Origin of the sequence: Actinomadura sp. WAC 06369 (genome assembly GCF_003947565.1) — a bacterium.
Lineage (GTDB): Bacteria > Actinomycetota > Actinomycetes > Streptosporangiales > Streptosporangiaceae > Spirillospora > Spirillospora rifamycini.
On sequence record NZ_QHJN01000278.1, the window covers coordinates 1 to 6,039 of the forward strand.

General features: G+C 77.4%; 5 protein-coding genes. 4 read left to right on the forward strand and 1 reads right to left on the reverse strand.

Going from position 1 to position 6,039, the window contains the following annotated elements; translation table 11 throughout:
- Positions 1-541, reverse strand: a 541-nt coding sequence (locus tag DMH08_RS37950) for an FAD-binding oxidoreductase (RefSeq protein WP_148108645.1), incomplete at its 3' end; no start/stop codon positions are given.
- A 63-nt stretch (positions 542-604) separates the two neighbouring features.
- Here DMH08_RS37950 and DMH08_RS37955 point away from each other — a divergent pair.
- The 4 genes from DMH08_RS37955 to DMH08_RS37970 all read left to right on the forward strand — a co-directional run bounded on the left by DMH08_RS37955 (position 605) and on the right by DMH08_RS37970 (position 5,688).
- Positions 605-1,636: a helix-turn-helix transcriptional regulator gene (locus tag DMH08_RS37955; RefSeq protein WP_325052983.1), complete on the forward strand. Its 1,032-nt coding sequence runs from the start codon at positions 605-607 to the stop codon at positions 1,634-1,636.
- 68 nt (positions 1,637-1,704) lie between these two features.
- Entirely contained in the window at positions 1,705-2,784 is a 1,080-nt protein-coding gene (locus DMH08_RS37960; protein WP_125621058.1) for a CdaR family transcriptional regulator, read from the forward strand.
- 236 nt (positions 2,785-3,020) lie between these two features.
- Positions 3,021-4,148, forward strand: a complete 1,128-nt coding sequence (locus DMH08_RS37965; RefSeq protein ID WP_125621060.1) for a glycerate kinase — start codon at positions 3,021-3,023, stop codon at positions 4,146-4,148.
- Between the two features lie 112 nt (positions 4,149-4,260).
- The gene (locus DMH08_RS37970; RefSeq protein ID WP_125621062.1) at positions 4,261-5,688 is read left to right on the forward strand and encodes a GntP family permease; all 1,428 of its coding nucleotides are present in this window, start codon (positions 4,261-4,263) and stop codon (positions 5,686-5,688) included.
- Positions 5,689-6,039: the final 351 nt, after the last annotated feature.

A 6,039-nucleotide genomic window follows, 5' to 3' on the forward strand; every position in this document is an offset into this window, starting at 1 on the left:
GCCCCCAGAACAGCTCCGGATCGGAGTCCGCCGTGACCCGGTGCAACCGCCCGTCCGGGGCCACCAGGTCGACGCGGCGCACGTGGTCGGCGGCGAAACCGTACCGCCGGGCCAGCAGGCCCACGCCGCCGCCCAGCGTGTAGGAGACCGCGCCCACGCCGGGGAAGCTGCCCGACAGCGGCGCCAGCCCGTGCGGCGCGGCCGCCTCGAGCACCCGCGCCCAGGTCGCGCCCGCCTCGACCCACGCGGTGCGGGTCCCCGGATCGACGCGGACACCGGACATGCGGCGCGTGCTGACCAGGACGCCCCCGGCCGAGGCGGCGCGGCCGTGGCCGGTGGCCTGCACCGCCAGCGGCGCGCCCGTCCCGGCCGCGAACTCCACCGCCGCGCGGACGTCCCCGGGCCCGGCGGCCTCCACCACCACCGAGGGGCGATGGGGGTCCAGGAGCTGGTACCCGGTCCGCCGGTCGTCGTACTCCTCGTCGCCGGACGCGTACACCGGGCCGTCCACGCGTGCGGCGAGCTTCGTCGTCGTGTCCATGCGGCACACGCTAGGAGCCCTTGTGGACACATCTTGTCCGCAACGACGGCCATCATGGTGCGCGTGAACAAGCAACCGGAGGACGGGGCACCGGGGGACGGGGAAGCGGCGCGCGGGACGTCCGTCCGCAAGGACATGCCGGGACGGCTGCTGCGGCTGCTGGCGCTGCTGCAGAGCCGCCGCGAATGGTCGGGGGCCGACCTCGCCGAACGGCTCGGCGTCAGCGGCCGCACCGTGCGCCGCGACATCGACCGGCTCCGCGCGCTGGACTACCCGGTGGAGAGCACCACCGGCACCGCGGGCGGCTACCGGCTGGCGTCCGGCCGCGACCTGCCGCCGCTGCTGCTGGACGACGAGGAGGCCATCGCGGTCGCGGCCGGGCTGGTCACGGCCGCGGGCAGCGGCGTCGCCGGGATCGAGGACAGCTCCATGCGGGCGCTGGCGAAACTGGAACGGGTCCTGCCCGCCCGGCTGCGGCCCCGCCTGTCGGCGCTCGGCGGCGCCGCCGCGGCGCCGTCCGCGAGCGGCCCCCGCGTCGACCCCGTGACGCTGGGGGTGCTGGCCTCCTGCTGCCGCGACCGCCGCGTCCTGGCCTTCGACTACCCCGGCCGCGCCGACGCGGCCGGGGCGGCCGGGGCGCGGCGCGTCGAACCGCACCACCTGGTCGCCGCCGCGGGCCGCTGGTACCTGATCGCCTACGACCCCGCCCGGGCGGACTGGCGCACCTTCCGCGCCGACCGCGTCGCCGACCCCCGCCCCGCGCACGACCGGTTCGTCCCGCGTCCGCTCCCCGCGCCCGACCCGGCCGCGCACCTCCTGCGCTCGTTCGCCTCCGCCGAATACCGCCACACCGCCCGCCTCGAGATCGCGCTCGCCGCCGAGGACGTCCGGTCCCGCCTGTTCGGGCGCGTGCCGGGCCGGATCGACCCGCGCGGGCCCGACGCCTGCGCCGTCCGGCTGAGCGCCGATTCCGCCGACCTGGTCGCCCAGTGCGCCGCCGCGATCGCGGCGCTCAACGCCCCCTGCACCCTGGTGGACGCCTCACCGCAGGTCCGCGACCGGCTCCGCGCGCTGCGGGACCGGCTCCCGCGCTGAACGCCCACCGGCCCGCAGAGGACGGTCGCAGGGGACGGCCGCGGGGGGCCGCCGCATAGAGTGGCCGCGTGATCACCGGTGCGGACGCCCAGGCCATCGTGGACGAGATCATGCGGCGCCTCGGCCGGAACGTGAACCTCATGGACGGCCGCGGCGTCATCATCGCCAGCGGCGACCGCGACCGCGTCGGCGGCGTGCACGACGGCGCCGTCCGGGTGCTGCGCAGCGGCGCGCCCGTCGCGGTGACCGGCGCGCAGGCGCGGCGGATGCGCGGCACCCGCGCCGGCGTGAACCTGCCGGTGAAGATCGGCGCCGAGATCGCCGGAGTCGTCGGGGTGACCGGGGAGCCCCGCGAGGTCGGCGACCTCGCCGAGGCCGTCGCCCTGATGACCGAGCTGATGATCACCCAGCAGGCGATGCGGGCCGAGGCCGAGTGGCGCCGCCGCACCCGCGACCAGATCGTCGCCGACCTGCTGGCCGGACGGCTCACCGCCGCGGCGTGGCGGCAGCGGCTGCGGCTCGTCGACGCCCGCCCCGAACCTCCGTTCGCGCTGCTGGCGGTGCGGCCCGCCGCCGACGCCGCCGCCGACGCGATGGGCGCCGCGGGCAGCCTCTACCGGCGGCTCGGCGGCGGCGAGCGGCAGGTCCTGGCGTCGGTCGACGTCACCGGCACCCTGTGGGTGGTGGCCGGGGCCGCCGCCCCCGCCGCGCTGCGCGCCCGGCTGCTGGACCTGCGCCGCGACCTGCCCCGCGCGTGCCTGCTGGACGGCGGGACGTCCGCCGACTTCGACGCCCTCGCCGAGACCGTCCGCCGCGCCCGCCTCGCGCTGCGCCGCCGCACCCTGCCCGACGTCACGACCCTGCGCGAGCAGGAGGTGGGCGTCCTGCTCGCCGACCTGCCGGACGCCGCCGCCCGCGCGGCCGCCGACCGCGTCCTCGGCCCCCTCCCCGACGAGCTCCGCCGCACCCTGCGCACCTACTTCGACCGCGGACGGCACGTCGCCGGGGCCGCCCGGGAACTGAACGTCCACCGCAACACCCTGGTGTACCGGCTGGGGCGGGTCGCCGAGCTGACCGGCCGCGACCCGCGCGCGTTCGACGACGCCGTCGCGCTCCGCCTCGCCCTCCACATCACCGACCTCGACTGACCCTCCCCGCCCCTCGCCTGCCGCCCCTCCCCCGCCGTCCCTCGCGCGATGTCTCGGCGCCGTGCACAAACGGCGGGCCGGTCCCGGGCGCGGACTTTGGTCGCCGCGCCGGTGCCCCGCCCCGCCCGCCGCTTCTAAGGTCTGTCCAACCCGGCGACCAGGACCAGGCGGGCCAAGCCCAGGCGGGCCAAGCCCAGGCGGGCCAAGCCCAGGCCGACCAGGAGAAGGAGGACCCCGTGCGCATCGTCGTCGCGCCCGACTCGTTCAAGGGCGGCCTCGGCGCGTCCGCCGTGTGCGCCGCCGTGGAGACCGGCGTCCGCCGCGCGGCGCCCGGCGCGACCGTCGTGCAGGTTCCGATGGCCGACGGCGGCGAGGGCACCGTGGACTGCTTCCTGCGCGCCCGCGGCGGCGAGCAGGTCACCCGCACCGTCGCCGGCCCCCTCGGCCGCCCCGTCGACGCCGCCTACGCGATCTCCCGGGACGGGCGCGCGGCGGTCGTCGAACTCGCCGCGGCGTCCGGGCTGCCGCTGCTGGCCCCCGGCGAACGCGACCCGATGCGCGCCGACACCACCGGCACCGGCGAGCTCATCGCCGACGCGATCGCCCGCGGCGCCCGCGACGTCCTGGTCTGCGTCGGCGGCAGCGCCACCACCGACGGCGGCACCGGCCTGCTGCGCGCCCTCGGCGTCCGGTTCACCGGCGCGGACGGCGCCGACCTGCCGCCCGGCGGCGCCGCGCTCGCCGGGCTCGCCGCGATCGACGACTCCGGGGTGCCCGCCGCCGTCCGCGAGACCCGGTTCCGCGTCGCCTGCGACGTCACCAACCCGTTCGTCGGGCCGTCCGGCGCCGCCGCGGTGTTCGGCCCGCAGAAGGGCGCCGACCCCGCCCAGGTACGGGAGCTGGACGCCGCGCTGGCCCGCTTCGCCGACGTCCTGCGGGACCGCTACGGCGTCGCCGTCCACGACCTGCCCGGCGCGGGCGCGGCCGGCGGCACCTGCGGCGGGCTGGCCGCGGTGCTGGGCGCCGAACCCGCCCGCGGCGCCGAACTGGTCGCCGACATGGTCGGGCTGCCCGCCGCGCTGGACGGCGCCGACCTGGCGATCACCGGGGAGGGGCGGCTGGACGGGCAGAGCGCCGGCGGCAAGGTCGCCTCGGTGGTCGCCGGGCTCGCCCGCGGCCGGGGCGTCCCCGCCGTGGCGCTCGCCGGGTCGGTCGCCGGTCCGCTGGACGACCTGCACGCCCTCGGGCTGACCGCCGCGTTCAGCCTCGCCGACGGCCCCCGGACCCTCGACGAGCTCATCGGCTCCGCCGCGCCGCTGCTGGCCGGCCTCGCCGAACAGGTCGTGCGGCTGCGCACGTCCTGACCCCCGGGCCGCCGGCCCCGCGCCGCGGCACCCGGCCCCCTCGACCGTCCGCGCCGCCCCTCACCACCCGGCGGCGCGGCCCACCCCCACGCAAGGCACGCCAAGGAGTCCCATGACCACCACCGGTCCCTTCCTGCTGCTCGCGCTCGCCGCGAGCATCGGCCTGATCATCCTGCTGAGCGGGCGGTTCAAACTGCACCCGTTCCTGGCGATCGTCGTGGCGACGTTCGCGTTCGGGCTCGCCGCGATGGGGATCGGCGCCGCCTCCGGATCCGACGAGCCGTACGTGGCCGACCTCGGCGGGACGATCGCCGAGGGCTTCGGGACGATCCTCGCCAGCATCGGCCTCGTGATCATCTTCGGGACGATCATCGGGAAGGTGCTGGAGCGCACCGGCGCCGCCGTCACCCTCGCCGACGCCGTCCTGAAGGTCGTCGGCAAGCGGCACCCCGCCATCGCCATGTCGCTGATGGGCTGGGTCGTGTCCATCCCGGTGTTCTGCGACTCCGGCTACGTCGTGCTGTCGCCGCTGCAGCGGTCGATCGCCCGCAAGACCGGCCGCAACCCCGTCGTCCTCGGCACCGCCCTCGCCACCGGCCTGTACGCCTCGCACACGTTCGTCCCGCCGACGCCCGGCCCGATCGCCGCCGCCGGCAACGTCGGCATCGGCTCCGACGGGCTGATCTGGGTCATCCTGTTCAGCATCCCGGTGTCCCTGGTCGCCACCATCGCCGGACTGGCGTGGGCGCTGCGCCGCACCGCGCACCTGGAGAGCGCCCTGCCGCAGGCCGAGCAGACGTTCGAGGAGTACAAGGCCCAGTTCGACCGCATCCCCGGCCTCGGCCGCGCCGTCACGCCGATCCTCGTCCCGATCCTGCTGATGGCGATCGGGTCGGTCGCCGCGTTCCCCTCCGGCGACGGCACCCTGGTCGACGGCATGCTCGGCGACGTCCTCACCGACCTGGGCACGCCCGTCAACGCCCTGCTCATCGGCGTCCTGCTCGCCCTGGCGCTGCTGCCCGCCCGCCGCGACGCCGAGGTGCTGACCACCTGGGTCGGCGAGGGCCTGTCCGACGCCGCGATCATCCTGGTGATCACCGGGGCGGGCGGCGCGTTCGGCGCCGTGATCAAGGCCACGCCCATCGCCGACTACATCAAGTCGCTCATCGGCGACGGCTCCGCGGTCGCGGGCCCGGTCGCCCTGCTGGTGCTGTTCGCGCTCGCCGCGCTGCTGAAGACCGCCCAGGGCAGCTCCACCGCCGCCCTGATCATCACCTCGACGCTCGCGCAGCCGCTGCTGCCCGCGCTCGGCCTGGACGTCATGATGGGCAACGTCCCCGTCGGCCAGGTCCTGGCGGTCATGGCCATCGGCGCGGGCGCCATGGTCGTCAGCCACGTCAACGACTCCTACTTCTGGGTCGTCACGCAGTTCTCCGGCATGAGCGTCTCCACCGCCTACCGCGCGCAGACCGCGGCGACCCTCGTGCAGGGCGTCACCGCCATCGCGTTCGTCCTGGTCCTCGGGGTCGCGCTGCTGTGAGCCGCCGGACGGCCGGGGCCCTGCGACGCCGCGGGGCCCCGGCCGTCCCGTATCCGCTCCCGAGGCCGGACATCCCGGCGAGGCGCATTGTGCCCGCGCCGTGACTGTTGGTAGTCAAGGGGCGTGCCGAACCACCACCTGCGACCGCCCGCCCCGCGCGTCCCCCCAGACTACGACGAACCCTGGCGCGTCGGGCCGTCCGCCCGGGGCCGCGGGGGAGCCGGGCCGGGAGAGCGCGGGGCCGGGCGGACGGCCCGGCCGCGACTCGCGCACCCCGTCCGGCGGGGCGCCCGCGCAGGCCGACCGCTCTCCCGACCCCACCACCGGGCGGCCCGCCGGACGGGGTGCGCG